This window comes from Rhodococcoides fascians A25f (assembly GCF_000760935.2).
Classification (GTDB): domain Bacteria; phylum Actinomycetota; class Actinomycetes; order Mycobacteriales; family Mycobacteriaceae; genus Rhodococcoides.
In genome coordinates, this window is record NZ_CP049744.1 from 4057976 (window position 1) to 4081753 (window position 23778).

A 23778-nucleotide genomic window follows, 5' to 3' on the forward strand; every position below is an offset into this window, starting at 1 on the left:
GCTGAACCCAGCGTCGTCGGTGGTCATGCGCACACGCGACCGTGCCTGATTGCTCGAGCTGGGGCCGTCGATCCTAGGATGACCGGTATGTCGGAACAGGTCACCTTTCCCAGCGCTACCGGACCCACCTTGGCAGGCGTGGTCGATGTTCCTGATGGTGAGGCGCGAGGGTGGGGCGTCTTCGCTCACGGTTTCACGCTGGGCAAGGACTGCCCGGCGGCGAATCGAATGTGCAAGCAGCTGGCGGCCGACGGCATCGGAATGCTTCGCTTCGACAATCTCGGCCTGGGCCACTCCGAGGGCGACTGGGGCGACGGTTCGTTCTCGAACAAGGTGCACGACACCGTCAAGGCCGTCGAGTTCATGAACGCGACCGGTCGTGAGGTGAAGTTGCTCGTCGGCCATTCCTTCGGCGGCTCGGCGGCCATTGCTGCGGCGCACGACTGTCCGACGGTCGAAGCGGTCGCCATCGTCGCCGCCCCGTTTCAGCCCGCGCACGTCGAGCACAACTACGACGCGCTCATCCACCGGATCCAGGAGGAGGGCGAAGCACCGTTCCACGCCGGCGGCAAAGCGCTCACTCTCAAACGCCAATTCGTCGACGACGTCCGCAAAGCAGACCTGCGCGAGCGCATCACCACCCTGCGGAGACCGCTACTCGTCATGCACTCCCCCACCGACAACACGGTAGGGATCGACAACGCCAGCGAGATCTTCCAGGCCGCGCGCCACCCCCGGAGCTTCGTTTCGCTCGAGGGGGCCAATCACCTTCTCACCGGCAAGAATCAAGCAGCTCGTGCCGGTCGGATCATCAGCGCCTGGGCGGATCCGTACCTCTGACAGGCGGGGTCGAGCGATTCAGTTGATGTTCCACGACTCGACAGCGTCGAGTCGCCGGCCGTCGGCGTCGTACGTGTAGAAGCCTTCACCGTCCCCGAGACCGGTCTTTCCCGCGTCGATACCCTTTTGCAGTATGTCGGCAAATTTGACCTGATCCTCGCCGCCGTGTGCGCGCGCGATGTGTGCTGCAACGTTGAAGCCGACGGTGTCGTATATCTGGAACGGACCGGCGGGTGCCCCGGTGGCTATGCGCCACACGTTGTCGATGTCTGCCGGATTGGCAACCCCACCGACGTAAAGGTTGGCTCCCGCTTGCAGCAGCGGGATCAGAAGACTGTTCAGCACATATCCCGGAATTTCCTTTCGGACCGGAACGGGAACGAGTCCGATCTCCGAAGCGAAGCTCAGTACGACATCGAAGTAGACAGGATCTGTTGCAGCAGTTGCCATCACCTCACCGGTGTTGTACCGCCACACGAGATTGGCGAAGTGCAATGCAAGAAACTTTTCCGGCCGCCCGGTGGCCTCGGCGAAACTGCTGGGCAGTAGCGACGACGAGTTGGTCACGAAGATAGTTTTCGGCGGAGCGGACGCGCCGATATCCGACCAGACCTTCTTCTTCAGGTCGAGATCCTCCGGAACTGCTTCGATCACCAGTTCGGCGTCCGCAACGGCCTCGGCGACGCTGGTGGTGGTCGTGATGGATTCGATGGCCTCGTCGAATCGCGCCTCGTCGAAAGTCTTCAGGTCACGCTTGTAGTATCCGCGCATCCATTCCCAACGATCCGGCAGCTTGGCAAGTAGTTCGTCGGAAATGTCGTATCCCACAACGGTTTTTCCGTGGTAGGCAGCCTGCATCATGATCTGCGAACCGAGCACTCCGGTTCCGAATACGGTCACGTTCCCAATATCAGTCATGGACGACACACTTCCCTCTATGGAGTCACTGGTTTCCCGCTCTCCAAGTTCTACCGCTGAGCGCGGAGCCACCGTCTCGTGGGGTCCAACCGTGGACCGACTCGACCCGACGACAGCGCTTCACACTCCACAGGATCGACGGAAAGAGGCGGTTCTGCAGGCCTCCGTTCCGCGGTCGTGAATTCGACCTTCGGCTTCGCATCGTGTTCGCGCCGCGGGACATCACGGCGTTGCGAGCAACTTACTGCGGAACAGGTCGAGTACCTGGTCCAAAGCCTGCCGGGTCGGCTGGCCCGGCTCGTCGATCAGTCCTTCCGTCACGACGGAGTGTGGCGGCCCGAATGCTTCCGGGTTGAACGCAGAATCGGGCAATTCCACCGACACGAATGCGTCGCCGAGTTGCTCCCTCAGAAACTCGAACCGTGCAGGGGGACACATCTTGTCGCCCTGAAACCGCATACCGAGAACAGTGAGATCTCCCGCAGCACAACGGCTCTTCACCTTCGAGAGGTCGCCGGCACTGATGTCGATGGAACGACTGCGTGACTTCGATGCCGCGAACGGAAGTGACGGTTGCGAGAGCACCGGTGCGATCAATCGATCGTCGGCGGCCATTGCCAGGGCGAACCCGCCCGTGAAGCACATTCCGATGGCACCGACACCTGGTCCGCCGCACCGCTCGTGTTCCTCGGCCGCGAGAGCACGCAGCCACACCACGATCCGCGACGACTTGCCGGTGGCCAATATGGTGAATTCTCGGCTGATGCACGCCGGCACCATGGCACGGGACATGGTGGCAGCGGTACCGAGAAGTCCGAGGGGTGCGGTCAGCGGGTCCTTTCCGTCGACGCCGAACAGATGCGGCACGATCGCGGTGCATCCGATTCCGGCGACGGTGCGCGCGAAGTCCGCCACTCTCGGCGTGATGCCCGGCATTTCGGACATCACGATCACAGCCGGTCCGGTGCCGATGCGATAGACCGGTGCCGTGCGCCCGTCCGCGGTGAACTCGGTTCGTTCGAAATCGGCCAACGCGTCGGCGGTCATGGAAACACGTCCTTCTGAGAGGGGCACACAGCGGCTGCGGTACCGGACACGAGCATGAAACGGTGGAGAAGTAAGCCCTGATGGACCTGGACTACCGCGAATACTCGCGCAGCAGGAGGTAGAGCGGTGCCGCGAAGCAGATACCCACTGACCCGGTACCGACGGGCACCAACCACCAGTGCTTGACTCCGTTGTCCCTCGAGTCCCAGAGGGACCAGACCCCGAAGGCAATGCTCGTGATACCCAGATCGGCGGTCAATGCACGAGTGGGAGTCGAGGCGACCCAGTCCGCGAAGAATGCGGTTGCGCTGTCGCGACTGACGCCGTGCTCCTTGAAGTAGGCGACGACGAACGAGTTGGGGACGACGAACCCGATCACGGTCAGCAGGAGCAGGAGGCGTCGACGAGTGGCATCTGCTGTTCTCATGGATCTCAACCTAGGCCACTTCGCGATCTCCTCGGCGTGTCGTTCGAGATCGTCGTCCTCGGTCGATCCTCACATGGCTGGGACAGCGGTACGATTTCGAGCAATATCCGGCCATCATGGGGGTCTGTAATGCGCACCAGGACAAAACGGCTCGGGCTCGGAATGTCGTGTCCGTCATTGTCGCGCTGGCGATCCCCTCCCATGCAACAGCGTCGCCCATCGAATACGTCAACCTCGGCGACAGCTTCGGTGCAGGCAACGGCGTGCTGCCGCTGGCACCGAACACGCCACTGAGGTGCCTCCAGTCGGAACGGAACTTTGCTCATCTCGTAGCGCGCGAGCAGGGCTACAGCCTCGCCGATGTCAGCTGCGGCGGTGCGGCCACCGACGACTTCTATGCCTCTCAATTCGAGGGCACACGACCGCAATTCGATGCGTTGTCGCCATCGGCAGATGTAGTGACTCTGATGATCGGTGGCAACGACAACAGCGTGTTCTCGGGAGCGATCGCAGCGTGCGTGAGTGCGCTGGCAACCCACGCCGGTGCATTCGATCCGTGCACGCAGCAGAACGGAAGTAGCTTCGACGACAAGATTCTCGACAGCACGCTGCCGGCCGTTCGACAGGCGTTGCGAGACATACATACTCGTGCGCCCGAGGCAAAGGTGATCATCATCGGCTATCCATGGCTCATCCCGGCCGCAAGCACGTGCGAACCGTCGGTCCCCGTCGCGCTCGGCGACGTTCCGTATCTGCGCAACCTCCAGGCCACGCTGAACGATGCCATCCGCGAGGCAGCGGCCGACACCGACACGACCTTCGTGGACATGTCCGTGGCGTCGGAGGGGCACGACGCCTGCCAGCCCGTCGGAGTGCGGTGGGTGGAACCACTGCTGTTCGCGGATCAGTTCGTGCCGCTGCACCCGAACTCGCTGGGCGAGGCCGCCATCGCGGCCGAGGTGACCGAGGCGCTGACTGCCTGAAGTCGATCCCCGATCGGCTGATTCGGAACGGTCGTCGGTGAGTTCAGGACGCCGCCGATTCTGCGAGTGGCGTCTGGAACGACCACAGATGTCCCTCGGGATCGCGAACGCTGTATTCACGAACGCCGTAGGGCATGTCGGTCGGCGGGTAGTCGATCGCTGCTCCGGTTGCCGCCACCCGAGCGTGATGGGCATCGACGTCGTCGACGAGGATCGCGAGCGACGCGGTGACCGCGCCGGTGGTCAGCGGCGACACCATGCGATGTTCGGGGGCCTCGCGGTGCAACCAGACAACACCGTCACCGGCGTGAACCTCGCCGTGGACGGCTCGGTCGCCGTCGTATTCGATCTGTCCGGGAGCCAGTCCCAGCACGTCGACGAGGTAGGAATGGGCTGCTGCGATGTCGCGGTAGACGAGCAACGTGGTGCGGCGTGTGACCGCAGGCTCGTCGGTCGACAGGCCGGAGAGAAGGTCCAGTAGGGCGTCGTCGCTCGGGCGATCACCATGAAGAAGTCGGTCCTCCACGGCCCGAACACGCTCTCGCACACGAGCGAGCTCGGCCATCCGTTGATCCAGGTCGGCCAGATGCTGCCGCGTCAGGTGCTGGAGGTCCACTGCCTCCGGATCGACCTCCGCAAGCGGAGTGCCCAGTTCTCGGAGCAGTCGAATCCGGTACAGCCGATCGAGATCTCCGCCGTCGTACCGGCGCCTGCCCCCTCCGTCCCGATCCGGAGCAAGCAGGCCCAGCTCTTCGTAGTAGCGCAGGGTCCGCTCGGTGACGCCGGTCCGACGGGCGACGTCACCGATACCCCAGGTGGTCGAATCACTGCTGTTCATGCAAGCAACGGTAGAACCTCACGCCACGTCAGGAGCAAACTCCGGTCGGGGACGGATCAGACATCCTCGAGTCGAATTCCCTTGGTTTCCTTCATGAAGAAGCAGGCGACGCCGGTCAGAGCGGCCAGGAACATGATGTACACGCCGAACACCCAGCCCAGATCGAACCCGAGGAACAGCTGGTTGAGATACGGCGCGGTTCCGCCGAACACCGCCACCGAGAACGAGTAGGCGAATCCGATTGCCTGCGTGCGGAGTCGGGTGGGAAAGCTCTCCGACAGTGTCGAAGACAGAATCGAGGCCGGGACGGCGATGACGAGCAGGGCCACCGTCGACGGGAGCAGCAGTGTCCACCACTGCGTCGAGATCAGCATCGTCAGCGGGATCTGCAGCAGGAACATCAGCACGGCGAAGGTGGCCAACATCGGCCGTCGACCGATCGAATCCGAGAGACGACCGAAGAACGGTAGGGACACCAGCGCTATCAACTGCGCAATGACGAGCATCCAGTACGCGGTGTCTGGATTCATCCCACGCTGCGTGATCGCGAATGTCGAGACGTACGAGGTCCAGGTGTAGTGCGCCGCCGTGATTCCCGACGTCATTCCGATCATCAGCACGATCGCCTTCACGACGGTCTTGCGTGCGATCGGTGTTTGTTCGACCTTGTTCTGCTCCGAGTCGAACACCTCGCTCTCGTCCATGTTCTTGCGCAGGTAGAGAGCGAACAGCGCCAGGAGTGCGCCCAGCAGGAAGGGGATGCGCCAACCCCATTGCCCCACAGCAGAATCCGACAGCGTGGAGGTGATGACGCCACCCACGGTGTATGCCAGAGCCGATCCACCGAAGATGGCGACGAACGCGACACTGCCCCACATGCCACGTCGGTTCGGCGGCGCGATCTCGCCGACGTAGGAATACGCCGTCGCCGACTCGCCACCATGCGCAAAACCCTGCATGACGCGTGCGAGCAACAGCAGTACCGATGCCCAAGCCCCGATCGCACCGTAGGTGGGCATGATGCCGATCAGCAGGCTGCCGGTCGCCATCATGAGCATCGTGGTGACGAGGACGAACTTGCGGCCCTTCTTGTCCGCGATCCGTCCGAACACCATGCCGCCGAGAGGCCGCATCAGGAATCCGACGGCGAACACCGCCAGCGTGGACAGCAGTGCGGAGACCGGATCGGTCTGGCTGAACATCGCTGCCGCGATGAACGGTGCGAACACTGCGTAGGCGCTCCATTCGTACCATTCGAGTACGTTGCCTATCGTGCTGGCGAACAGCGATTTCTTCCGTGAGGAGATATCGGGTGCCGAGCGGGTGTCGCGCGATGATCCGACGGTCATGGAGTGTCTCTTTCGATCGAATGATTTTCCACAGGAACAGGTTTGAGTACTGCACGTCGAATTTTCCCGGTCTGAGTCTTGGGAAGGTCGTCGATGATGTGAATGGCCTTCGGACGCTTGTACGCGGCCAACCGATCGCGCGCGAAATCGACCAGCGCATCCGGTGTCACCGAGGTTCCGTGCCGCAGGGACACGTAGGCCACCACCGATTCGCCTTGGTAGGCATCGGGTCTGCCCACCACGGCGGCCTCGAACACTGCAGGATGTTCGTAGAGGGTGTCCTCGACTTCCCGGGGCCAGACCTTGTATCCCGACACGTTGATCTGGTCCTTGAGTCGGTCGACGAGATACACCCATCCGTCTTCGTCGATGATCGCCACGTCTCCCGTGCGAAGACGACCTCCGGGCATCGTGGACGCGGTCGCAGCGCGATTTCTCCAGTATCCGGAGACCACCTGTGGACCCGAGATCACCAGCTCCCCAGCAACTCCCGGAGCCGTCGGCTGCCCTGCGGGGTCCACCGTTCGTAAGGTCACACGGGGTAGCGCCAGCCCGACGGACAACGACCCGCTCGCGGGATCGACCGGCGCACGCACGCCGGGCGGAACGGCGATGACGCCTGCCGTGGTTTCGGTCATGCCGTATGCGTTGTGTATGTAGCAACCGAACACGGACTCGAATGCGGTAACCGTCGCGGGCGGAATCGGCGCACCGCCGGAGTACAACGCCTTCACCGACTCGAAGTGAGCTCGCGTCGCACCCTCGGTTGCGGAGATCGCGTTGAACACCGTGATGGACCCGATGGTATAGGTGACACGATGCTCGACGAAGGCGTCGAGAGTGACTGCTGCGTCGAAACGATGCGCGAACACGAGCACGCAGTCGCGAATCAGGGCCACCGCGGCGTCGAGCATTGCGCCGGTGATGTGAAACAGCGGCGCGACTGCGAACACGACGTCACCGTCGACGAGACCGGCCCGTTCCCCGAAATCGAGAGCCGTGGCGAATGCGTTCGCGTGCGAAATCTGTGCACCCTTCGGCGGACCCGTGGTTCCCGAGGTGTACGCCAGAAGTGCGAGATCGTCTGGCTTCGGATCGAACTCGGGGATGGGTCGGCCGCGGTAGACGTCGATCAGACCCATCAGATCCTCGTCGGGCCGAGGTGTCACGCGTGACGTCGACGAAAAGACTCGTGGGTCGTTGCGTGTCTGCACATCGAGCCCGCTGGTGCTCACGATCAGCCGAATCGAACTGCCGCGCAACGTCGCCCCCACAGCATCGAGGTCGCGTTCGTCGCACACGAGTGCGATCGGTTCCGCATCGTCGATCAAGGCACGCAATTCACGGTTGCGGTACATCGGGTTGAGGATCAACGCGACCGCCCCGATCTTCCACAGCGCGAGAAACGTCAAGGCGTACTGCGGAATGTTCTGCAGATAGATGCCGACGCGATCACCCTGCGACACGCCTCGATCGATCATGGCCGCGGCAAGCGCATCGGATGCCTCGTCCACCTCGGCGACAGTGAGCACGGCGTCGAAGTACGCCAGTGCCGGCCGGTCCGGGGTGTCGGAGACTCGGCTACGCCAGGCGTCGAGAACAGTTGCAGGCCCGGTCGCTCCGTCGAGGGTCATGGACGGCCCTTTCGCTCGAGCAGAATTTCGGCCCGAAGGGACCGACCGAACACTCGCTCGGTCTGCGTTTCAACAGTGTTGCGGATCACAAGATTTGTGTCAACCCGGTGTATAGGGGTCGGCCGCAGCCGAGTCGACCTCTACGGTAAGCGCATGACCGCGACCCACACCTGGCGAACCTACGAGGGCTCGAACCTCTCCCCAGCTTTGGCGTCGGCGCTGAACATGTTCGTCGAGCAGGGGTACCACGGTACGTCGGTGCGGCAGATCGCCGCAGGTGCCGGCCTGTCGGTTCCCGGCCTCTACCACCACTTTCCATCGAAGCAGGCCTTGCTGGTCGGCATCATGGACGCGTCGATGGACGAACTGCTGGATCGAACTCGATCGGCCGAGGACGGGGCGGGTACCTCGCCCAGCGACCGATTCGACGCAGTCGTGGAGTCCCTGCTGCTGTTCCACATCCACCGGCGTGACGCTGCCTTCGTCTGCTCGACGGAAATCCGCAGTCTCGACTCGGCGAATCGCACCGCGTACATCGCCAAGCGGGACGAAGAGCAACGGCTGCTCGACGCGATCGTTGCCGACGGAGTCGAATCCGGGGTCTTCGACACCCCGCACCCGGCAGATGCCAGCCGAGCCGTCACCACCATGTGCGTCGGCCTCGCCACCTGGTATCGCCCCGACGGACCGATGACGCCAGGCGAATTGGTCGCCGTGTATCTCGACATCGCCCGACGGACAGTCGGTGCCGCGACCGCGATACCCGAGTAGCGGCCCGGGCCGGGTCCCTTGACCCGGACGGGCAGTTGTGCAAACCTTCGAGGAACCGAGCGAGTGTTCGGTCGGTACTGGACAAGGAGCACATGGTGGCCATCGATCTGACGTACGACCCGGACATCGAGAAGCTGATCGACCGGACTCGCGCCTTCACTCGAGACCACGTGCTTCCCATCGAGGACCGGTTTCTGGGCAACGTCACCGATGCGGGCGGCGACCGACTTCGCGTCGAGATGCAGGCGGCGGCGAAGGACGCGGGTGTGTTCGCGCCACATGCGCCCGTCGAATACGGCGGCCACGGGCTCTCGATGAGTGACCGCGCCCCGGTGTTCGAGGAAGCCGGATATTCACTGTTCGGCCCCATCGCACTGAACCTCGGTGCGCCCGACGAGGGCAATGTCCACATGCTTGCGCACATCGCGTCGGCGGCACAGAAGGAGCAATTTCTCGCTCCCCTCGCGCACGGAGACGTGCGCTCGGCTTTCGCAATGACCGAACCCGCACCGGGTGCCGGTTCCGATCCCTCGGCGTTGACCACCGCGGCCGCACGGGTCGAGGGTGGATGGAAGATCAACGGGCACAAGTGGTTCATCACCGGTGCCGACGGTGCGGGGTTCTTCATCATCATGGCCCGAACATCGGGTGAGCCGGGCGATCGAGGCGGAGCCACGATGTTCCTGGCCCCCGCCGACACTGCGGGCATCACGGTCGGCCGACATATCGGCACTTTGGACAAGGCCATGATCGGCGGACACTGCGAGGTGTTCTTCGAGAACGTATTCGTGCCCGACGAGAACGTGCTCGGGGCCGTCGACGAGGGATTCGCCTATGCCCAGGTGCGTTTGGGACCGGCCCGCATGACCCATGTGATGCGCTGGCTCGGAGCCTCGAGGCGAGCTCACGACATCGCCGTCGCACAGGTGGCCCACCGCGAAGGGTTCGGCGGGAAGCTCGGCGATCTCGGCATGGTGCAGAAGATGGTCGCGGACAACGAAATCGACATCGCGGCCACCCGCGCACTGCTGATCAAGGCGTGCTTCGAGCTGGACCGGGGTGGACACGCGAGCAACGAGACATCCATCGCCAAGACGTTCGCCGCCGAAGCGATCTTCCGCATCGTCGACCGAAGCATCCAGATGTGCGGAGGACTCGGCGTTTCGGACGATCTTCCGCTGGCGCGGCTCTCCCGCGAAGTGCGGCCGTTCCGCGTGTACGACGGTCCGTCCGAGGTACACCGCTGGGCCATCGCCAAACGGACGATCGGTGCCGCCAAGCGCGCCGCGCGGGAGGCACAGGCGTGAGCGATCTGCAGGGAATGAATCGCTATGCGCTGGAACGGTTCCTGCAGAACAACGGTATCGAGCTCGATGGCGCGTTGTCGGTCGAGATGATCAGCGGTGGTCGCTCCAACCTCACCTACAAGGCATACGACGACACCTCGACATGGGTCGTTCGTCGACCGCCCACCAGTGGGCTCACCCCCTCGGCACACGACATGGCCCGCGAGTGGGCCGTCACCGAGGCTCTTGCATCCACCGATGTCCCCGTCGCCCGGACAGTGGCCTTCGATCGGGACGGTTCGATTCTCGGTGCTCCGATGACCGTCGTGGACTTCGTACCCGGCCGAGTCGTCCGCACGCGCGAGGATCTTTCCGACCTCACCGACATGCAGGTCACCGAGAACGCCGCCGAGCTCGTCCGGGTGCTCGCCAGGCTGCATGCCGTCGACCCCGCTGCTGTGGGCCTCGACAGCTTCGGACGACCCGACGGCTTCGTCTCCCGTCAGGTCGCGACGTGGGCTCGGCAGTGGCACAGTGTCAAGACCCGAGATCTACCCGATGTCGACCGACTTCACCGTGCACTAGAGGCTGCGATACCGACGCACTCGGCGTCGTCCATCGTCCACGGAGACTATCGCGTCGACAACACAATTCTCGATGCCGACAACGTGAGTTCTGTTGCCGCCGTGGTCGACTGGGAGATGTCCACCCTCGGCGATCCCCTCACCGACGTCGCACTGATGTGCATCTACCGTCAACCCGTGTTCGATGCGGTCCTGGGCGCGGACGCGGCATGGACGAGCGACCGATATCCCTCGGCCGACGACCTTGCCCACCAGTACGCAGTGGAATCCGGTCGTGAACTGCACAATTGGGGCTTCTATCTCGCCCTGGCCAATTTCAAGCTCGGGGTGATCGGCGAGGGCATCACTCACCGCGCGCTGTCGGGTTCCGATACCGGAGCCGGTGCCCGTAACGCTGCAGACGCTACCGGGGAGTTCATCGCAGCCGGGCTCAGAGCTCTATCGGGTTCCACCGACTGACACGGACGCCCTCGTCAGGCAGGCTCTCTCATCACGCCGACATGGCGCACGGTTCCCGATAGGCCCGGGAGTTCCGTCGGTTCGGACCAGGTGTTCATACCGTCCGAACTGTCGGAGTAGAAGTACTTCCGGTTGGTGTAGTCGTCGTAGTAGAGCCGCCAGGTGCCGTCCGGCAACTCGATGACGGCGGGGCCTTCTTTCAGAGGACCGAAGTCGCGGAACGGAGCGGGCGTGTAGGGCCCGATCAACGACGGCGCGGTCCAATGCTCGATCACCTTGCGGGTCTCGTTCTTCGTGAACGCGTGATAGGTCGATCCGGATTTCACGACCGTGGTATCGATGTGGTCGGCGTCGATCCCGACGAACGGAACCGGGAAGCTCCACATTCTCAGGCCCGGATCCATCGCGGTCATCAGATACGGCACGAATCCACCACCGGTCGAGAGCGACACGATGATGTTGACGCGGTCACCGTCGACGAACCATTCGGGTGCCCAAGCCTTCGTGGTGAACGGCGACAGAGACGGCCCGTCCGAGAAGCCGGCCGAGCCGGTGAAGCCGGGCGGGCTGGCCGATCCGGTACCGGCGCCGGTACCGGGCAGGAAGGCGCAGCAGAACGGAATCGGGAAGTTCTGCAGGAACGTCCAGTCGACGCGGTCGCTGCTGCGAGCGAAGCCGATGTTCGCTCCGCCGCCCGTCGTGTAGGTCGCGTAGTACATACCGTCGGTGTGCCGAAAGATGCTCGAGTCTCGCACCACGCCGGACGGCGGCTGGTACGCCGAGGTCTGCAACGCGGTGAAGTCGGTGCCGTCGCTGGATTGGTAGACGTCCATGTTGCGATCACTGTCGTTGCTGAACGCCACCATCGTGTAGCGCCACTCGGACGGCGCGGCGGCACCGGTGCCCGCAGAGGCGAACAACAGGCCGGCGACAGCGAGGACCACCATCGGCACCGCGAGCATGCACTTTCGAACGGTCGGTATCACCGAAGCAGTATTTACGACCCACCCGCCTCGTGCGTAACATTGTCAGCACACACGAGAAATCGTTACCAATTCTGTTACGGATGCGAAAGATACTGCGTTGCGGGCTTGGATTGGTACATCTCGTGGTCGGCGTCATCGAGGATGTCGAGTGCACTTCGGGTGTCGTCGCTGTCGACGGTGACACCACCGATGCTCGCCGTCACCGTCAACACTCGTCCCGCCGTCGTGATGGGAGAGGCGAGCTCGGCGCGCACATCGTCGGCCTCGGTGCCCGCTCGATGTGGAACCACTGCCACGAACTCGTCGCCACCGATTCGTCCGACGAAGGCGTCGGCCGGGAGCGCCCTGGTCAGACGCGCGGCAACCACTCCGAGTACAGCGTCGCCGACAGTATGTCCGTGCAGGTCGTTGATCGTCTTGAAGTTGTCGAGGTCGATGAACAGCACCGCCATGGCGTCGTCTCGGGCCGGCCGCGCCAGTTCCTCGTCGAGGCGCGACAGGATCAGCGGCCTGTTCGGCAGGCCGGTCAGATCGTCGTGAGTCGCGGCATGTTCGAGCTTGATGTTCATCCGGTAGGCGTCGGTGATGTCGACGAACGTGGCGACTACGGAGGGGGACGGGCTGCCCGACGTCAGCATCGTCGCCGTCAACGACAGCCAGAAGTTGCGGCCGTCTCGGCGACGCTCGACGCCGATCACCGCCTGGCTGGGCGCGCCGGTCTTTCTCGTAGCGGCGACCGGGTGCTCGAACGGCTGAATCGGTCCCTCGTCGGTTCCGTACACGCGGAAGGGGAGGGACGCCCCCTGCCCTGTCTCGGTCCCCACCTGAATGTCGAGGATCGTCTTCGCCGCGAGATTCGCCGACTCGATGCGGCCGGTGTGATCGAGCACGACGACTCCTGCCTCGAGCGATTCCACCACGGCGGTGAAGTGGTCCTCGGCCCGTCGCACCGCACTTCGGTCGGCGCACACCAACACCCAGCCATCGGGCATCTGAGCCGCGGACACCACCACCGCCAGCGCGGTGCCGTCCGCACGACGATGCGACTCGCACAGTTGTCCACCGGCCCGCAGAATCGAGGCCGGATCGCACGGAACGCCGACCGCGTACGAGACGCTGCGACCGAGAACGTCGGCCGAACACCGTCCGTACACCGACTCGGCTGCGGGGTTCCAACTCGACACCAGACCATCGGACGACACTCCGACGATGGCATCGCTGACGTGCTCGACCAAGGCGGCTTGATACCGCAACGCCTTCTGTGCCGCCTTGTGCTCGGTGAGATCTCGCAGAATGACCTGGAACGCCGGCTCGCCGTTCCACACCGTGCGCACGGACACTGCTTCCATGGTCAGTGTCGTCCCGTCGAGTGCAAGCACCGTCGCTTCGGACGCAGCGCTGGCCGTGCCGTGAGTGCCGAGAGCGGCGATTCGCTCGAACATGGGCCCGATCGACTCGGCAGCAATGAAGTCTTCGATCGGCCGACCTACGACGTCTTCGGCGCTTTCGGCGCGTAGGTATCGCATTCCGGCAGGGTTCAGATAGACCAGCGTCCCACGTCGGTGAACACCGATCGCGTCCGGTGAATGCTCGACGAGAACCCGGTAGCGGTCTGCCAATCCAGGCGACGCGGGACTTGGTTCAGGGTCGCCGACGCTCTCGCGCTCCCCTGGGGCCATGCTCGGTCCTCGCGTTCGTAGACAGACGGTCAACACCCGATTGAACCACCAGAACGAAGATCGGTGGAGTTCGATGCCCGATTTACAACGAACATCCCTTTCTCGACTGGACCCGGTGCCGGTTTCACGGGCTAAATCGAGGCGTGAGCCGAATCCGGCTTGCATACCTCGGAAAGAAACGGATATCGACGATGAGCACTCAGGGCATCGGCATCACGGGGATCGACATCAGCGGGATCGGCGCAGTGTCCGGCTACGGCTGGGGCACAGACGCCCTGTGGCACGGCCTGTCCACGGGCAAAGCGGCAGCCACCCTGCATCACGATCGCACCAGACCCGGCAGAAATCCGGTGTGGCTGGCCAAAGTCCCCGACGGCGGAGACCACGGCGACGGCACCAGCCGATTCGGTCGGGCGCTTCGCGGGGCCGCACGGGAGGCCATCGACGACGCGTTGACGCGTGGTTGGCATCCGGGGCGACGTGTCGGCCTGATCCATGCCGTCGTCCTCGGCGAAGTGGACGAGTGGCGAAACTTCTACCTGGAGGACGGTGGTGAGCGCCGAGTTCGTGACTATCTGACCCTGATGCCGTCGACGCCGGTGTCGCTCTTGATGCAGGAATACGGTTTTCACGGCCCGGCCATGAATGTCTCGGCCATGTGCGCATCGGGCAACGCCGGCCTGCTGACTGCCAAGATGTGGCTCGATACCGGCTTCGTCGACGACGTCGTGTTCGTCGCCACCGATCTGTCGCTGACGCCGGAGAACATCGATCATTTCGTCAAGCTCGGCGTCGGTGTCGTCGACGTGGAGCCCCAGGAGGGTTGCCGGCCGTTCCAGGAAGGCAGCCGCGGATTCGGAATGGGGGAAGCGGCAACGGCTTTCGTACTGTCCAATCGAAGCTCTGCCTCGTACGCTCGGGTGTTGGGCGGCTCCATGACGCACGACGCGTTCCACGCCACCTCGATCGACCCGGCCCTCACCCAGGTACGAGAATGCTTCGAGCAGGCCTTGGCCGATGCCGGCGTCACACCACGCCAGGTCCGTTACCTCAATGCCCACGGCCCCGGCACGGCGCAATGCGACGCAGCGGAGACGCAGATGTTGGAGACGGTGCTCGAGTCACACGCGCAGGTGTATTCGGTGAAACCATTGACCGGACATTGCCAGGGTGCGGCGTCGGCAATCGAAACCGTCTCTGCGGTCATGGGATTCGAACGTGGAATCGTGCCCGCAGCACCTCAGGTCTCCGATGCCCATCCCCTGTTGCTCGACGGATTCACCACCGCGGAGCCAGGATTGACGGTGAAGTCGTCATTGGGAATGGGCGGACACAACTCGGTGGTGGTGTTTGCTCCGGCGTGACGTACCTTCCTCACACCTCGGTGGCAGCACCGCAGATTCCGCACTCCTCGAATTCGACGCGCTTCCAGCGTGCAACAGGAACGAAGAACAGCGTGAATTGCTGGTACTGCTTCATTCTCGACCACTGGGTTGTGTTGTGGCATCGCGGGCAGTTTCGCGTTGCGCCAGGGCCGACGTGTTTGCGCTTGCTGCCGAAACCGAAGAGTAGGAACATCACCCCAGCATAGGTGGCCGACGACTGCCGAACTCGATGCAGCGAACGTTCGAGCCACCCTCGCATTCTCGCGATGGTGGCTCGAACGACTGCCGGGGTCGGACGCTGTCAGCCGGCGATCATGCCGTGCGGGTCGATGACGAATTTCTGTGCCACACCACTGTCGAATTCGCGGTAGCCGCGTGGTGCATCGTCGAGCGTGATGACCGTGGCATTCACGGCCTTGGCAATCGAAACCCGTTCCTTGAGAATCGCATTCATCAACTCTCGGTGGTAGCTCATCACCGGGCACTGCCCGGTGGCGAACGACAGCGACTTGGCCCAACCGGTACCGAGGCTGAGCGAGAGAGCACCACGCTGCGCAGCCTCGTCCACACCGCCCGGATCGCCGGTGACGTACAGCCCGGGGATCCCGATGCCGCCACCCGCCGTGGTGATCTCCATGAGCGAGTTGAGCACCGTCGCCGGTGCCTCGTGGGACGAATCTCCACCGTGACCGCGAGCCTCGAAGCCCACTGCATCCACCGCGGCGTCGACCTCGGGGATGCCGAGAATCTGTTCGATCTGATCCTGCGGTGCACCCTTGCCGACGTCGACGGTCTCACAGCCGAAGGTTCGCGCCTGGGCCAACCTGTCGGCGTTCATGTCGCCGACTATCACCACCGACGCTCCCAGTAGTTGCGCACCGACCGCAGCAGCGAGGCCGACCGGACCCGCACCCGCGATGTAGACCGTCGCACCGGGTTTCACTCCAGCAGTCACCGCCCCGTGGAACCCGGTGGGAAAGATATCGGACAGCATCGTCAGGTCCAGGATCTTCTCCAGCGCCTGGTCCCGGTCGGGAAACTTCAACAGGTTGAAGTCCGCATACGGTGCCATGACGTACTCGGCCTGGCCCCCGACCCAACCGCCCATGTCCACGTACCCGAACGCCGACCCGGGTCGATCGGGGTTCACGTTGAGGCAGATGCCGGTCTTGCGTTCCTTGCAGTTTCGACACCGTCCACACGCGATGTTGAACGGTACCGAGCAGATGTCTCCGACCTTCAGGAATTCGACGTCACGTCCCACCTCGACGATTTCGCCGGTGATCTCGTGACCGAGCACGAGCCCCTCGGGTGCGGTCGTGCGCCCGCGCACCATGTGCTGGTCGCTGCCACAGATGTTGGTCGAGACGACCTTGAGGATCACACCGTGTTCGCATTTTCGGCCGACATTGGCGGGGTTCACTCCGGGTCCGTCGGTCAACTCCAACCCGGGAAAGGCAATGTCCTGGACCTCCACCTTCCCTGGGCCGGCGTATGTCACTGCGCGGTTGTCTGCCATGAGTTCTCCTCTTCGATGAGTGAGCTGGGTGACCGGCAGGCCGAGATCATCGACTCGATCCGCGCCTGTGGCCCGCGTCACACCAGTATGCACAGTTCCTCATGTGTTCGCGGACACCGAACTCGGAGTGGAGGTGAGCGACCCAGATCGGCACCCCGTCCCACAATCGATCGACCGTCACATCCCGAGCACTTGACTCAGCGCGATGTTAGCGCTCACACTGTGTTGCACACGTCACAGTCGGTGGCACAATGAAGGAGATTTGCATGCCGGTGGACCAGTACACGGTGGGCGTCGATTACGGCACCCTCTCCGGCCGTGCCGTCGTCGTCCGCGTCTCGGACGGTGCCGAAATAGCATCTGCCGTACACGAATACCGACATGCCGTGCTCGAGGAGACTCTGCCCGGCAGCACAGTCCGACTGCCCGACGCCTGGGCCCTGCAGGTTCCCGACGACTATCGCGACGTCCTACGCCACGCGGTACCCGCAGCGATCGCGGCCGCCGGAATCGCGCCGGAGCAGGTGGTGGGCATAGGTACCGACTTCACCGCATGCACCATGGTGCCCACCTATGCGGACGGCACCCCGCTGAGCGAAGACCCTCGATTCGCCGATCGACCACACGCATACGTCAAACTGTGGAAACACCATGCAGCGCAGGGACAAGCCGACCGCATCAACGAACTGGCCGCCCGAAACGGCGAGAGCTGGCTCCCCCGCTACGGCGGCTTGATCTCCTCGGAATGGGAATTCGCCAAAGCACTCCAGATCCACGAGGAAGACGCCGAGATCTACGAGGCCATGGACCGGTGGGTCGAGGCGGCCGACTGGATCGTCTGGCAGCTGTGCGGAAACTACGTACGCAACGCATGCACCGCGGGTTACAAGGGGATCTACCAGGACGGGAAATATCCTTCGGTCGATTTCCTGACCGAACTCGCGCCCGGCTTCGCCGGATTCGTCGCCGACAAACTCGATCAGCCTCTGGGCGAATTGGGCTCGCGGGCAGGAACGTTGACTGCCGAGGCTGCGGCATGGACAGGACTGCCCGAGGGAATCGCCGTCGCGGTCGGCAACGTGGATGCTCACGTCACGGCACCGGCCGCGGGCGCAGTCGAGTCGGGTCGCATGGTCGCCATCATGGGAACGTCCACCTGCCACGTGATGAGCTCGACAGTGTTGAACGACGTCCCCGGGATGTGCGGCGTCGTCGACGGCGGCATCGTGGCCGGCTCCTACGGGTACGAGGCGGGCCAGAGTGGCGTCGGCGACATCTTCGGATGGTTCACGCGCACTTCGGTTCCCGCGTCGTACTCCGAAGCAGCGGCGGCCGCCGGGGAGTCGGTGCACGAATACCTGACGCGGCTCGCGTCTGCCCAAGAAGTGGGCGAGCACGGCCTGGTCGCGCTCGACTGGCACAGCGGCAACCGGTCGGTGCTGGTGGACCACGAACTTTCCGGACTCGTCATCGGAACCACACTGGCCACGCGTCCCGAGGACACCTATCGCGCACTACTGGAGGCCACCGCATTCGGAACCCGCGTCATCGTCGAGACGTTTCGCGACAGCGGCGTTCCTGTCGAGGAATTCGTCGTGGCCGGGGGTCTGGCTCGCAACCCACTGCTGATGCAGATCTACGCGGATGTACTGCGAATGCCGTTGTCCGTCATCACTTCCGCGCAAGGGCCCGCACTCGGCTCCGCCATCCATGCCGCCGTGGCCGCCGGTTGCTATCCCGACGTGCCGGTGGCGTCCAAATCGATGGGCATGGTCCGCCGCGGCGCCTTCGTACCGGACGAGTCCCGATCGAAGGCCTACGACTCGCTGTACGAGATCTATCTGGAACTACACGATCGCTTCGGTCGGGACGTACCGACGATGCGCCGGCTGCGATCACTCCGACGCGCTGCCCTGACCAGGAAGTTGGAATCGAAATGACGGTTGTCGACGATGTTCGCGGAGTCGTCGAGGAGATCCGCAGGGACGTGTGCGCATTGCACGCCGAACTGATGCGCTACGGATTGGTCGTGTGGACGGCCGGCAACGTGTCCGCGCGCGTACCCGGGCGAGATCTCATGGTCATCAAACCCAGCGGCGTCTCCTACGACGACCTGACTCCGGACAACATGGTGGTCTGCGATCTGCACGGTCGAGTGGTCGAAGGTGAGCATGCGCCGTCCTCGGACACCGAGGCACAGGCGTACGTCTATCGGCACCTCGACCACATCAACGGTGTGGTGCACACTCATTCGCCCTATGCGGTCGCGTGGGCTGCTCGGGCAGAACCCATTCCGGTGGTCACCACGATGTGCGCGGACGAATTCGGCGGTGACATTCCAGTGGGTCCTTTCGCCGTCATCGGCGACGACTCGATCGGCCGCGGCATCGTCGACACCCTGGCCGGCAGTCGGTCTCCCGCCGTCCTGATGCAGAACCACGGAGTGTTCGCAGTGGGACCCAGCGCTCGATCCGCGGTGAAGGCGGCGGTCATGTGCGAGGACGTCGCACGGTCCGTACATCTGTCTTATCAACTGGGACAACCACTTCGCATTCCGAGCTCCTCGGTCGACGCACTGTACGACCGATACCAGAACGTCTACGGCCAGCGCTGACCGGCGCCACACACTCTTTCCACGGAAGGTACATTCTCCATGTCCGAAGTATGGTTTCTCACCGGCAGCCAGGCTCTGTACGGTCCCGAGACGCTCGAGCAGGTAGCGGTCCAATCACGTGAGATCGCAGACAAACTCAACGACGCGCTACCCGTGTCGGTCGTCTGGAAGCCGGTACTGGTCGACGCCTCGTCCATCCTGCGCTGCATGCGCGAGGCGAACGCCTCCGACGACTGCATCGGCGTCGTCACCTGGATGCACACATTCTCCCCCGCCAAGATGTGGATCGCCGGCCTCGATGCACTGGACGTTCCGCTGCTGCACCTGCACACCCAAGCCGGAATGTCGTTGCCGTGGTCCACGATCGACATGGAGTTCATGAACCTGAACCAGGCTGCGCACGGCGATCGCGAGTTCGGGCACATCGAATCCAGGGTCGGTGTACTGCGGACCACCGTCGCAGGCCATGTCGACAATCCGACGGTTCGGACGCGGGCGGAACAGTGGGCACGTGCGGCACTCGGGCGGGCCGAGCTGCGGTCGCTGAGGCTGGCTCGTTTCGGCGACAACATGCGCGACGTCGCGGTCACCGAGGGCGACAAGGTCGAGGCACAGCTACGCTTCGGCGTTTCCGTGAACACCTACGGCGTCAACGATCTCGTGGACGTGGTCGACGGTGTCAGCGAGGCGGCAGTCTCGGAACTCGTCGACGAGTATCGGTCGCTGTACGACATCGCCCCCAGGCTGGACAAGGACGGGGACCGTCACGACTCCCTTCGATACGGTGCACGCGTCGAAGCCGGAATGCGGCAGTTCCTGAACGACGGCGGATTCAAGGCCTTCACCACCAACTTCGAGGATCTCGGTGGGCTTCGTCAGTTGCCGGGACTCGCAGTGCAACGGCTGATGGCCGACGGTTACGGCTTCGGCGGCGAGGGCGACTGGAAGACGTCGATGTTGTTGCGCGGCATGAAGGTGATGGCCGAGGGACTGGACGGTGGCACGTCCTTCATGGAGGACTACACCTACCACCTGGTGCCCGGAGAAGAGAAGATCCTCGGCGCACACATGCTGGAGGTGTGCCCATCGATCACGACGTCGCGACCCACACTGGAAATCCATCCGCTGTCGATCGGCGGACGTGAGGATCCGGTGCGGTTGCGATTCACCGCCGATCCAGGGCACGGCGTCGTCGTCGGGCTGTCCGACGTCGGTGAGCGATTCCGGTTGACGGCCAACGTGATCGACGTGGTCGAACCCGACGAGGCACTGCCGAAGCTGCCGGTGGCGTGTGCAGTGTGGGAACCGCAGCCGTCACTGTCGGTGTCGGCAGAATCGTGGTTGACAGCCGGCGCGCCCCACCACACTGTCCTGAGCACGGCCATCGGTCTACCTGTGCTGGAGGCATTCTCGGACATGATCGGGGTCGAGCTGCTCGCGATCGACTCCACCACCACGACGCGTGGGTTCCAGCAGACATTGCGATGGAACGCGGCGTACCACCGACTCGCAGCGAGACTGTAGGAACACTGCGCCGGGTGGGTACCGGTGAGCCGTCGACGCGGCTCGCCGGTGCCCAACGCTCGTCTGGCTCAGCCCGTTACCCGGACCGATCGTCTCGGGTCGACCTCGGTGTTGACCAGGTACTTCGGACGTCCGTTCGTGACGGTCTCGAGGGCATTGCGCGCAGTCTTGGTGCGAATCTCGACCTCGGATTCCTCGGAATACCAGGCGCAGTGCGGGGAGAGGATCGTATTGTCCAACGACCCAAATTCGTGGTTCGTGGGGAGCGGCTCCTGCGCGAACACGTCGAGTCCAGCACCGGCGATCGATCCCGTCCGCAGGGCATCGGCCAACGCGTCCTCGTCCACGATGCCCCCGCGAGAGGTGTTCACCAGGAAGGCAGTGGACTTCACCGCGGCCAACTCGGTGGCTCCGATGAGGCCACGTGTGGAGTCGGTCAGAGGGGCGTGCACCGACACCACATCCGACAACCGCACCAACTCGGCCAGATCCACCGATCGAACACCGAGCTCCGCGGCCCGCGCTGCCGACAGGTAAGGATCGTAGACAATAGGTTCCATGCCGAAGGCCCGCATCTTCGAGGCGAGCCGCTGGGGGATGTTTCCGAACCCGACCAAACCCAGGAGTCCACCGCGCAACCTGTGCAGTGGTGCCGCGGCCTGGTAGTTCCACTCCCCCGATCGAAGAGCCCGGTCGTACTTAACCAGGCCCCGCGACAGTGCCAGAATCATGGCCGCGGCGTGATCGGACACGTCGTCCAGCGATCCGTCGGGTACGTTCGCGACCATGATTCCTGCCGCCGTCGCCGCGGGGACGTCGATGGTGTTCAGTCCGATTCCGTACCGGCAGATCACTCGACACTTGCTCAGGCGGGCGATGAAGTCCTGATCGATTGTCACGTACTGGTTGATGACGGCGTCGGCTTCCTCACACGCAGCTATCAAGTCCTCTCGGGACGCGAACGGACCGGTGACGAGTTCGATATCGTGACCGTCGAGCACATCCAACTCTGGTTTCAGGTCGGGGAATTCGTAGTCGGTGATGACAATCTTCGGCATGGTCTGACTCCTCGGTGTGGTCGAAACGGTTCAGAGAGCGCCGAATTCGTTGTCGAGCTTCTGGTGATAGGGCAGCCCTACGATGTCGGAATACTCCGAGTAGGTGATTGCGTCGTTTCCGGCGGCGATCACCCCGGTTTCGTGCAAGTCGAACAACGACTTTCGCATCGCTGTCGCTGCCGAGAAGAGGGCAGTCAGGGCATAGAAGACAATCGAGAACCCCCGCTCCTCGAGATCGGACGCCGACAGAGTCGCCGCCTCGGTGCCGTCCACCAGAGAGACCACCTTGGGTCCGGCGAGATTTTCGGCAACGTAATCGACGTCGTACCGAGTCTTCACCCCATCCACGAAGACCAAGTCAGCACCGGCATCTCGGTATCTCTCGGCTCTGGCGATCGCATCTTCGTGGCCGGTCGCGGCCAGCGCGTCTGTCCGTGCAATCACCAGGAGAGATCCCTCCTTGCGGGCCGCCACGGCCGCTTGGACGCGCCGGGTGCTTTCTTCCATCGGCATCAGACGAATTCCGGCCATCTGTCCACACCGCTTCGGCGCGATCTGGTCTTCGAGGTGAATTGAGGCTACACCGGCTTGGATGTACTCCTGCACAGTTCGGTCGATGTTGGATGGGCCCCCGTAGCCGGTATCGGCGTCGGCAATGACCGGAATAGACGTGCTACGTACCATGTTTCGTGCATGCTCGGTCATCTCCGTCTGCGTGAGCAGACCGATGTCCGGCATTCCGAGCCGGGACGCTGTCGCGCCGAAGCCGGTCATATAGACCGCCGGAAAGCCCGCACTCTCGACCAATCGAGCCGAAAACGAGTCGAATGCGCCCGGGGCTCGAACTATCGGTGCGCCGGGTGAGATCAGAGTTCTTAGCGTGTCGGCTGCATGCACGAATGCGCTCCTGGTGTTGTCGGTGGTGGTCGATCGAAAACCGTGAGAGTGGCGTAGGTCGGCTGATGACCTGAATCACTACAACTAGGACACTAGATATCTCCCATCTGGAATGCAAGACATGCATCTCGAAAACGGTCGATCTGACGTACATGCCGGTACAGTCGAGGCGGTAAGCAGCGGAAACGGAGAGTTCATGGCACGGGCAGTGCGATCACAGGCTCCATCTTTGGCGTCGTCGGTGGCCGACACCCTCAGAGCGTCGATCATCGACGGCAAATTCGAGTTGGGTGAGGCGCTGTCCGAGGACGCTGTGGCCGAAGCGTTGGGCGTCAGCCGAACTCCGGTCCGCGAAGCGATGAGGCTGCTGCAGCTCCAGGGCCTGGTCACGGTGGTGCCGAAGTCGGGAACGTACGTATTCCAACCGACCGAGGACGAAATCGCCGAGCTGTGCGAGTTTCGCGCGACACTCGAAGTTCGCGCCGCGTCGCTGTCCTTCGAGCGCAACCGCGCCGCTACCCTCGTCGACCTCCGCGCCGCCATCGAGGACATGGACGGAGCCCGCCCCTCGCGGGACTCGCAGCGATATGGGAAAGCCGATACATGCTTTCACGAGGCATTCTTCGATAATTGCGGAAATCGATACCTGCAGAACGCATATCGCATGAACCTCACGCGTGTGGCTGCACTCCGCACCCATCTCACGTTTCTCTCCCCCACCGAACCCGAGCGGTCGTTCTCCGAGCACGAACACATGGCCAAAATCTTCGACTCGGGTAACGCCGGCGATCTCGAACCACTACTCGAAGTGCACATCATGCGAACCCGTGAGATGTACTTGGTCGCTCTCGCGCAGCGCACCCGCGCACACTCGGGTTCTCGCGCAGACCGCATGAGACACAAACTTCAGGCGCTGTAAGAGAGACCCTTGCGAGCCAAGGTGCTCCGTGTCACACTCATCTAGTATCCCAGTTGAGGGA

Annotated in this window: 22 protein-coding genes; 10 read left to right on the forward strand and 12 right to left on the reverse strand. The window is 63.4% G+C overall.

Going from position 1 to position 23778, the window contains the following annotated elements; translation table 11 throughout:
• Window positions 1-87: 87 nt before the first annotated feature.
• Complete coding sequence (locus tag BH93_RS18900; protein WP_037177030.1) at window positions 88-840, forward strand: alpha/beta hydrolase family protein; 753 nt, start codon at window positions 88-90, stop codon at window positions 838-840.
• Window positions 841-858: 18 nt separating this feature from the next.
• Here the strand turns inward: BH93_RS18900 and BH93_RS18905 are convergent, their stop codons facing one another.
• The 3 genes from BH93_RS18905 to BH93_RS18915 all read right to left on the reverse strand — a co-directional run bounded on the left by BH93_RS18905 (window position 859) and on the right by BH93_RS18915 (window position 3232).
• The gene (locus tag BH93_RS18905; protein ID WP_037176392.1) at window positions 859-1758 is read right to left on the reverse strand and encodes a 3-hydroxyacyl-CoA dehydrogenase; all 900 of its coding nucleotides are present in this window, start codon (window positions 1756-1758) and stop codon (window positions 859-861) included.
• A gap of 222 nt (window positions 1759-1980) precedes the next feature.
• A complete protein-coding gene (locus tag BH93_RS18910) occupies window positions 1981-2805 on the reverse strand; it encodes a dienelactone hydrolase family protein (RefSeq protein ID WP_037176390.1) in 825 nt (274 codons plus the stop codon).
• 91 nt (window positions 2806-2896) lie between these two features.
• Window positions 2897-3232: a DUF2834 domain-containing protein gene (locus tag BH93_RS18915; RefSeq protein WP_037176388.1), complete on the reverse strand. Its 336-nt coding sequence runs from the start codon at window positions 3230-3232 to the stop codon at window positions 2897-2899.
• Window positions 3233-3399: 167 nt separating this feature from the next.
• Between BH93_RS18915 and BH93_RS18920 the strand changes: the two genes are divergently transcribed.
• The gene (locus BH93_RS18920; RefSeq protein WP_242459008.1) at window positions 3400-4215 is read left to right on the forward strand and encodes an SGNH/GDSL hydrolase family protein; all 816 of its coding nucleotides are present in this window, start codon (window positions 3400-3402) and stop codon (window positions 4213-4215) included.
• 43 nt (window positions 4216-4258) lie between these two features.
• Here the strand turns inward: BH93_RS18920 and BH93_RS18925 are convergent, their stop codons facing one another.
• Genes BH93_RS18925 through BH93_RS18935 form a run of 3 tightly spaced genes read right to left on the reverse strand, consistent with a single transcriptional unit; the run spans window position 4259 to window position 8036 of the window.
• Window positions 4259-5053 (reverse strand): MerR family transcriptional regulator, encoded by a 795-nt coding sequence (locus tag BH93_RS18925; RefSeq protein WP_037176384.1) that lies wholly within the window; start codon window positions 5051-5053, stop codon window positions 4259-4261.
• A 56-nt stretch (window positions 5054-5109) separates the two neighbouring features.
• Window positions 5110-6402, reverse strand: coding sequence for an MFS transporter (locus tag BH93_RS18930; RefSeq protein WP_037176382.1), 1293 nt, complete (start codon window positions 6400-6402; stop codon window positions 5110-5112).
• Entirely contained in the window at window positions 6399-8036 is a 1638-nt protein-coding gene (locus tag BH93_RS18935; RefSeq protein ID WP_052065643.1) for a class I adenylate-forming enzyme family protein, read from the reverse strand. Before BH93_RS18935 ends, BH93_RS18930 begins: the two co-directional genes overlap by 4 nt.
• 153 nt (window positions 8037-8189) lie before the next feature.
• Between BH93_RS18935 and BH93_RS18940 the strand changes: the two genes are divergently transcribed.
• From BH93_RS18940 to BH93_RS18950, 3 genes are all read left to right on the forward strand, one after another.
• Window positions 8190-8807 (forward strand): TetR/AcrR family transcriptional regulator, encoded by a 618-nt coding sequence (locus tag BH93_RS18940; protein ID WP_032377176.1) that lies wholly within the window; start codon window positions 8190-8192, stop codon window positions 8805-8807.
• A 95-nt stretch (window positions 8808-8902) separates the two neighbouring features.
• The gene (locus BH93_RS18945) at window positions 8903-10114 is read left to right on the forward strand and encodes an acyl-CoA dehydrogenase family protein (protein ID WP_037177027.1); all 1212 of its coding nucleotides are present in this window, start codon (window positions 8903-8905) and stop codon (window positions 10112-10114) included.
• On the forward strand, window positions 10111-11136 hold the full coding sequence (locus BH93_RS18950; RefSeq protein ID WP_037176380.1) for a phosphotransferase family protein: 1026 nt from the start codon (window positions 10111-10113) through the stop codon (window positions 11134-11136). Before BH93_RS18945 ends, BH93_RS18950 begins: the two co-directional genes overlap by 4 nt.
• Before the next feature lie 14 nt (window positions 11137-11150).
• Here the strand turns inward: BH93_RS18950 and BH93_RS18955 are convergent, their stop codons facing one another.
• Both BH93_RS18955 and BH93_RS18960 read right to left on the reverse strand, forming a co-directional pair.
• Window positions 11151-12083, reverse strand: coding sequence for an arabinofuranosidase (locus BH93_RS18955; RefSeq protein ID WP_052065782.1), 933 nt, complete (start codon window positions 12081-12083; stop codon window positions 11151-11153).
• A 113-nt stretch (window positions 12084-12196) separates the two neighbouring features.
• Window positions 12197-13801 (reverse strand): diguanylate cyclase domain-containing protein, encoded by a 1605-nt coding sequence (locus tag BH93_RS18960; RefSeq protein WP_165712778.1) that lies wholly within the window; start codon window positions 13799-13801, stop codon window positions 12197-12199.
• A 191-nt stretch (window positions 13802-13992) separates the two neighbouring features.
• Between BH93_RS18960 and BH93_RS18965 the strand changes: the two genes are divergently transcribed.
• A complete protein-coding gene (locus tag BH93_RS18965) occupies window positions 13993-15165 on the forward strand; it encodes a beta-ketoacyl synthase N-terminal-like domain-containing protein (protein WP_052065641.1) in 1173 nt (390 codons plus the stop codon).
• 10 nt (window positions 15166-15175) lie between these two features.
• On the opposite strand, the gene BH93_RS18970 is transcribed toward BH93_RS18965, so the two are convergent.
• The gene (locus BH93_RS18970) at window positions 15176-15379 is read right to left on the reverse strand and encodes a zinc-ribbon domain-containing protein (RefSeq protein WP_037177021.1); all 204 of its coding nucleotides are present in this window, start codon (window positions 15377-15379) and stop codon (window positions 15176-15178) included.
• Between the two features lie 108 nt (window positions 15380-15487).
• Window positions 15488-16705 carry a formaldehyde dehydrogenase, glutathione-independent gene (fdhA, locus tag BH93_RS18975; RefSeq protein WP_032377181.1) on the reverse strand — a complete coding sequence of 406 codons (1218 nt, stop codon included), beginning with the start codon at window positions 16703-16705 and terminating at the stop codon, window positions 15488-15490.
• Between the two features lie 266 nt (window positions 16706-16971).
• Here fdhA and araB point away from each other — a divergent pair, with 266 nt between their 5' ends.
• The 3 genes from araB to araA are packed head-to-tail and all read left to right on the forward strand — an operon-like array spanning window position 16972 to window position 20843.
• Complete coding sequence (araB, locus tag BH93_RS18980; RefSeq protein ID WP_155291077.1) at window positions 16972-18645, forward strand: ribulokinase; 1674 nt, start codon at window positions 16972-16974, stop codon at window positions 18643-18645.
• Window positions 18642-19319 (forward strand): L-ribulose-5-phosphate 4-epimerase, encoded by a 678-nt coding sequence (locus BH93_RS18985; RefSeq protein WP_037176374.1) that lies wholly within the window; start codon window positions 18642-18644, stop codon window positions 19317-19319. Before araB ends, BH93_RS18985 begins: the two co-directional genes overlap by 4 nt.
• Before the next feature lie 39 nt (window positions 19320-19358).
• The gene (araA, locus tag BH93_RS18990; RefSeq protein ID WP_037176373.1) at window positions 19359-20843 is read left to right on the forward strand and encodes an L-arabinose isomerase; all 1485 of its coding nucleotides are present in this window, start codon (window positions 19359-19361) and stop codon (window positions 20841-20843) included.
• Window positions 20844-20911: 68 nt separating this feature from the next.
• Here araA and BH93_RS18995 read toward each other — a convergent pair whose 3' ends face one another.
• Together BH93_RS18995 and BH93_RS19000 are read right to left on the reverse strand one after the other, a co-directional pair.
• On the reverse strand, window positions 20912-21901 hold the full coding sequence (locus BH93_RS18995; protein ID WP_037176371.1) for a C-terminal binding protein: 990 nt from the start codon (window positions 21899-21901) through the stop codon (window positions 20912-20914).
• A 30-nt stretch (window positions 21902-21931) separates the two neighbouring features.
• Complete coding sequence (locus BH93_RS19000; RefSeq protein ID WP_037176368.1) at window positions 21932-22798, reverse strand: isocitrate lyase/PEP mutase family protein; 867 nt, start codon at window positions 22796-22798, stop codon at window positions 21932-21934.
• A gap of 196 nt (window positions 22799-22994) precedes the next feature.
• Here BH93_RS19000 and BH93_RS19005 point away from each other — a divergent pair, with 196 nt between their 5' ends.
• Window positions 22995-23717, forward strand: coding sequence for a GntR family transcriptional regulator (locus BH93_RS19005; protein ID WP_037176366.1), 723 nt, complete (start codon window positions 22995-22997; stop codon window positions 23715-23717).
• Window positions 23718-23778: the final 61 nt, after the last annotated feature.

What these genes read in the sequence shown, in the direction of transcription:
- BH93_RS18960 (WP_165712778.1), bottom strand. Translation starts at nt 13,801, where the DNA reads ATGGCCCCAGGGGAGCGCGAGAGCGTCGGCGACCCTGAACCAAGTCCC.
- BH93_RS18995 (WP_037176371.1), bottom strand. Translation starts at nt 21,901, where the DNA reads ATGCCGAAGATTGTCATCACCGACTACGAATTCCCCGACCTGAAACCA.
- BH93_RS18935 (WP_052065643.1), bottom strand. Translation starts at nt 8,036, where the DNA reads ATGACCCTCGACGGAGCGACCGGGCCTGCAACTGTTCTCGACGCCTGG.
- BH93_RS18970 (WP_037177021.1), bottom strand. Translation starts at nt 15,379, where the DNA reads ATGTTCCTACTCTTCGGTTTCGGCAGCAAGCGCAAACACGTCGGCCCT.
- BH93_RS18900 (WP_037177030.1), top strand. Translation starts at nt 88, where the DNA reads ATGTCGGAACAGGTCACCTTTCCCAGCGCTACCGGACCCACCTTGGCA.
- araB (WP_155291077.1), top strand. Translation starts at nt 16,972, where the DNA reads ATGCCGGTGGACCAGTACACGGTGGGCGTCGATTACGGCACCCTCTCC.
- BH93_RS18965 (WP_052065641.1), top strand. Translation starts at nt 13,993, where the DNA reads ATGAGCACTCAGGGCATCGGCATCACGGGGATCGACATCAGCGGGATC.
- araA (WP_037176373.1), top strand. Translation starts at nt 19,359, where the DNA reads ATGTCCGAAGTATGGTTTCTCACCGGCAGCCAGGCTCTGTACGGTCCC.
- BH93_RS18910 (WP_037176390.1), bottom strand. Translation starts at nt 2,805, where the DNA reads ATGACCGCCGACGCGTTGGCCGATTTCGAACGAACCGAGTTCACCGCG.
- BH93_RS18915 (WP_037176388.1), bottom strand. Translation starts at nt 3,232, where the DNA reads ATGAGAACAGCAGATGCCACTCGTCGACGCCTCCTGCTCCTGCTGACC.
- BH93_RS19005 (WP_037176366.1), top strand. Translation starts at nt 22,995, where the DNA reads ATGGCACGGGCAGTGCGATCACAGGCTCCATCTTTGGCGTCGTCGGTG.
- BH93_RS18905 (WP_037176392.1), bottom strand. Translation starts at nt 1,758, where the DNA reads ATGACTGATATTGGGAACGTGACCGTATTCGGAACCGGAGTGCTCGGT.
- BH93_RS18985 (WP_037176374.1), top strand. Translation starts at nt 18,642, where the DNA reads ATGACGGTTGTCGACGATGTTCGCGGAGTCGTCGAGGAGATCCGCAGG.
- fdhA (WP_032377181.1), bottom strand. Translation starts at nt 16,705, where the DNA reads ATGGCAGACAACCGCGCAGTGACATACGCCGGCCCAGGGAAGGTGGAG.
- BH93_RS18925 (WP_037176384.1), bottom strand. Translation starts at nt 5,053, where the DNA reads ATGAACAGCAGTGATTCGACCACCTGGGGTATCGGTGACGTCGCCCGT.
- BH93_RS18930 (WP_037176382.1), bottom strand. Translation starts at nt 6,402, where the DNA reads ATGACCGTCGGATCATCGCGCGACACCCGCTCGGCACCCGATATCTCC.
- BH93_RS18955 (WP_052065782.1), bottom strand. Translation starts at nt 12,083, where the DNA reads ATGGTGGTCCTCGCTGTCGCCGGCCTGTTGTTCGCCTCTGCGGGCACC.
- BH93_RS18940 (WP_032377176.1), top strand. Translation starts at nt 8,190, where the DNA reads ATGACCGCGACCCACACCTGGCGAACCTACGAGGGCTCGAACCTCTCC.